Here is a 4,016-nt window from a genome sequence, read left to right on the forward strand (position 1 = left end):
TCCGAGAAACAGTGCCTAGGCGGAGGCCTCGGTGAGGTCCGCCAGCTCCTGGTCCGTCAGACGCAGTCCGGCGACGGCGACCAGCGCGGGAAGCTGCTCGACCGTACGGGCCGAGGCGATCGGTGCGGCGACGGTCGGCCGGGCGGCCAGCCACGCCAGCGCCACGGTCGCGATCTCCGCGTCCCGCTCCTGTGCCACCTTGTCGAGCGCGGCAAGCACCTTCTGGCCGCGCTCCGACTCCAGGTGCGTGGCCGCGCTCCCGGCGCGGGCGCTCTCCACAGCCGTACCCGGACGGTACTTGCCGGTGAGGAAGCCGGAGGCGAGGGCGAAGTACGGGACGGCCGCGAGCCCGGCGTCGGCGGCGGTGTCCTGGAGCTCGCCCTCGTAGGTGTCCCGGGAGACGAGGTTGTAGTGGGGCTGCAGGGCCACGTAGCGGGCGAGCCCCTCGCGCTCGGAGAAGTCCAGCGAGGCGCGGAGCCGCTCCGGGCTGATGTTGGAGGCGGCGATCTCGCGGACCTTGCCGTCCTTCACCAGCTGGTCGAGGGCGGTGATGATCTCCTCGACCGGGACCGTCTCGTCGTCGAAGTGCGTGTAGTAGAGATCGATGTGGTCGGTGCCGAGCCGTCGCAGCGACTCCTCGGCGGCGGCCTTGATGGTGGTGGCGGAGAGCCCCTTGTACGCGGGGTGGGCGCCGACCTTGGTGGCCACGACGATGTCGGAGCGGTTGCCGCGTGCGGCGAGCCACTTGCCGATGAGGGTCTCCGACTCGCCACCCTCGTTGCCGGGGACCCAGGCCGAGTAGGAGTCGGCGGTGTCGACGAAGTTGCCGCCGGCCGCCGCGTATGCGTCGAGAACGGCGAAGGACTGCGCCTCGTCGGCCGTCCAGCCGAAGACGTTGCCCCCGAGGGCGAGCGGGAAGACCTGGAGGCTGGAGGAACCGAGCTTACGGAGAGAAGTCATGGGTGGAACAACCGCCTTCACGGGCTCCGCTATTCCGTGGCCTGTGCATCTGAACCGGTGCACGCGCGGACGTGAACGTGGGCGGAGAAAGACCGGCAGCCCTGACGTCGGGGGGTGAGCGTCAGGGCTGCCGGGGTTTCGTGGCCGGAGAACCGGCGTGAAGGGGGTGGTCGCGGACCGTCCTGGGGGAAACGGTCACCTCGGACCGTCCCCCAGGAAACGATCCACTCACACCGTCCCCCAGGAACGATCCACTCAGGCCGTCCCCCAGGAAACAGTCACCGCACACCGTCCCCCAGGAAACGGTCTCAGACCGTCAGGCCCCGGGCCTGCAGCCAGGCCATCGGGTCGATGCCGGTGCCGTCCGGGGTGTGGACCTCCAGGTGGAGGTGCGGGCCCGTCACGTTGCCGGTCGCGCCGACGCGTCCGATGGTGTCGCCCGTCGTGACCTTCTGACCGATGCTGACGTCGATCGAGGACTGGTGGCAGAACCACAGCTCCGTGCCGTCCTCCAGCTCCAGGACCGTGCGGTAGCCGTAGGAGCCGGAGTAACCGGCCGACTTGACCGTGCCGGTGTGGATGGCCTTGATCGGGGTACCGGTCGGCGCCGCGAAGTCGAGGCCCGTGTGGTAGCCGGAGGACCACATCGATCCGGCCTCGCCGAACGTCGAAGTGATCGTGTACGAGGAGGTGGGTATGGCATAGCTGGCGGCGAGCTTGGCGAGCCGCAGCGCCTCCGCCTTCTTCGCGGCTTCCTCCGCCGCCTTCTTCTTCTCGGCGGCGATCTTGGCCTCGGCGGCGTCCTGCTGCTTCTTCGCGTCGGCGGCGGCCTTCTCCGCGGCTGCCTTCTCCGCGGCTGCCTTGACCTCTGCGTCGGCGGCGTCCTGCTGCTGCTCGGCCTGCTGGAGGATGCGGGCACGGAGTGCCTCACCGGCGTCCGTGGTGCCCTGCTCCGCCTCGGCGGTGGTGATGCCGGCGGTCGTCAGCGGGGCGGAAGCGGTCTCGGCCGCAGTCTTCTCCGCCGCGGACTCGGACTCTCCCGAGAACAGTGCGCCGACGCCCGGGAGGGATTTGGCGTCGGGGAGATTGTCCGAGATGGAATCGGGAAGAGAGATGGAGACCGGCGGCTTGCTCTGGGCGGTGGCCATGCCACCCGCACCGACGGCCGCGATGACGCCGACGCCGAGGACGGTGGAGCTGCGGGCCAGACCATTGCGCTGCTTGGCGACGCGATGCTTGCCGCGCACGGGGCGAATGGACTCCTCGGTGGGGTTCCATTCCTCCCAGGTCCTGTCGGACCCGGCCTCGTCGGCGCGGAAGTCGTTTCCGAAGTCGCTGCCCCGATCGGTCCCGTAGTCGGTCGCGTAGTCGGCCCCGTACTCCGTACCGAATGCGGTGGCGGGCCGGGTGGCGAAGTCATCGCCGTACTCGGACCGGAACCGAGAGGGAGCTTCGGGGGCAGGCTTGTTGGACGCCACGGGGGCGCACTCCTTTCCTTCCTTCTCGCCTACCGGGTTAGCTGACGGGTTCGGAGCAGGAAGGTCTCCTACGGGTTCCTCCGTCTCACAAACAAGACAAAGATGCCCGATTCACCCCATGTAGGTGGTTCCCCGGTTCCCTTGCGGAATTCGGCGCTCGCGCACGGTGCCGCCACTGACGGCGGCTGGGACAACCGCGCTGCGTTATCGAACGTTAATAGACACCGGGGTCCGATTCCAAGCTGTTCCCACTGATCGTTCACGTCCTTGGCCTGGACTTTACGGGACACAACCGGGTGGAATCGGGCGAGTTGATCACCCCTCGGCCACTATCCGGTTTCTGACGTTGCGTCAAATGTTATGCGGAGGGGTGCCCTTCGGTTACGTACGGTGGCATCGGCGTCCACCGCTCCCACCGCACACCCCCTCACCGCCGGGACCCGGCTCAGCCACCGCCGTCGCCCCGGCCGACGATCTTCACGGTCCTGCGCCGGTCGGGCTGCCCCTCGGCGGGCCGCACGACCGCGAGCAGCGCCATGTCGTCCGTCGACTCGCCTCCCGTGTGCAGCCGCACGTCATCGCTCAGCGCGGAGAGGAGCTCCTCGGGCCCCGGGAAGATCCGTCCCCGCAGCCGCTCGGCAGGGTCGTAGAAGACCCCTTCGGCGTTACGGGCCTCGGAGAGGCCGTCCGTATAGAGGAGGAGCGTCGCCCCGGCCGGCAGGTCCCACTCGTCGGCCCGGTCCGGCCACACCCCCAGGTCCATCCCCAGCGGCAGCGCGGGCACCGACGGACCGAGCACCTCCAGCCCCCCGTCCGTGTGCAGCAGCAGCGGCTCGGGGTGACCGCGGTTGACGATCCGCACCCGGCCCGAACCCGACGGGACCTCGGCGAGCACGGCGGTGATGAACCCCTCGAACGCGTTTAGGCCGCCGCGCCGGTCCGACTCCCGCGCCAGCGCGCGCTCCAGCCGCAGCGTCACGCCCTCCAGCGTCTCCTCCTGTTCGGCCGCCTCCCGGAAGGCCCCGATGATCACCGCCACCGCCTCCACGGCGTCCAGCCCCTTGCCGCGCACGTCACCGACCACCAGCCGCACCCCCTGCGGGCTGTCCGTCACCGAGAACAGGTCGCCGCCGACGAACTCGTCCGCCTGCGCCGCCTCGTACCGCGCGGCCACCTGCAGCCCCCCGATCCGGTCGGACGGCGTCGGCAGCACCGCCCGCATGGCCGTCTCCGCGATGACGCGGGCGGAGGCCAGCTGCTCGTTGCTGCGCCGCACGACCCCGTTGATCACGACGGCGAGGACGGAGACGGTGAGGACGGTGAGCAGTTCGATGGAGGGCACGACCTGCAGCAGGGTGCCGCTGGACAGCCGCAGCACGGCGACGGCCAGCAGCGCGGCGACACCGGTACAGACCGTGCTGGCCAGCGAGAAGAACGGCGCGGCGATCAGCGGGGCCGCCGCGAACAACGGGATGGCGGTGAACTGGGGCGGGGTGAAGCCGTCGAACAGCACGCCCCCGACGATCATCAGCATGGGCAGGGACCTGACGAACCGGCGGGTCCGCACACCCCCGGCAC

The 4,016-nt window shown here is 70.1% G+C and carries 3 protein-coding genes and 1 riboswitch; all 3 genes read right to left on the bottom strand.

All coding sequences use genetic code 11. The features are described 5' to 3' along the window. Nucleotides 1–15: 15 nt before the first annotated feature. The gene (locus tag JGS39_RS37865; RefSeq protein WP_219574310.1) at nt 16–960 is read right to left on the bottom strand and encodes an aldo/keto reductase; all 945 of its coding nucleotides are present in this window, start codon (nt 958–960) and stop codon (nt 16–18) included. Between the two features lie 308 nt (nt 961–1,268). Then, nucleotides 1,269–2,438: a M23 family metallopeptidase gene (locus JGS39_RS37870; RefSeq protein WP_219574311.1), complete on the bottom strand. Its 1,170-nt coding sequence runs from the start codon at nt 2,436–2,438 to the stop codon at nt 1,269–1,271. 11 nt (nt 2,439–2,449) lie between these two features. Further along, nucleotides 2,450–2,604, bottom strand: a riboswitch (cyclic di-AMP (ydaO/yuaA leader). Between the two features lie 279 nt (nt 2,605–2,883). Further along, nucleotides 2,884–4,005 (bottom strand): PP2C family protein-serine/threonine phosphatase, encoded by a 1,122-nt coding sequence (locus JGS39_RS37875; RefSeq protein ID WP_219574312.1) that lies wholly within the window; start codon nt 4,003–4,005, stop codon nt 2,884–2,886. Between the last annotated feature and the right edge of the window lie 11 nt (nt 4,006–4,016).

Origin of the sequence: Streptomyces poriferorum, assembly GCF_019399235.1 — a bacterium.
GTDB classification, from domain to species: domain Bacteria; phylum Actinomycetota; class Actinomycetes; order Streptomycetales; family Streptomycetaceae; genus Streptomyces; species Streptomyces poriferorum.

What these genes read in the sequence shown, in the direction of transcription:
- JGS39_RS37865 (WP_219574310.1), bottom strand. Translation starts at nt 960, where the DNA reads ATGACTTCTCTCCGTAAGCTCGGTTCCTCCAGCCTCCAGGTCTTCCCG.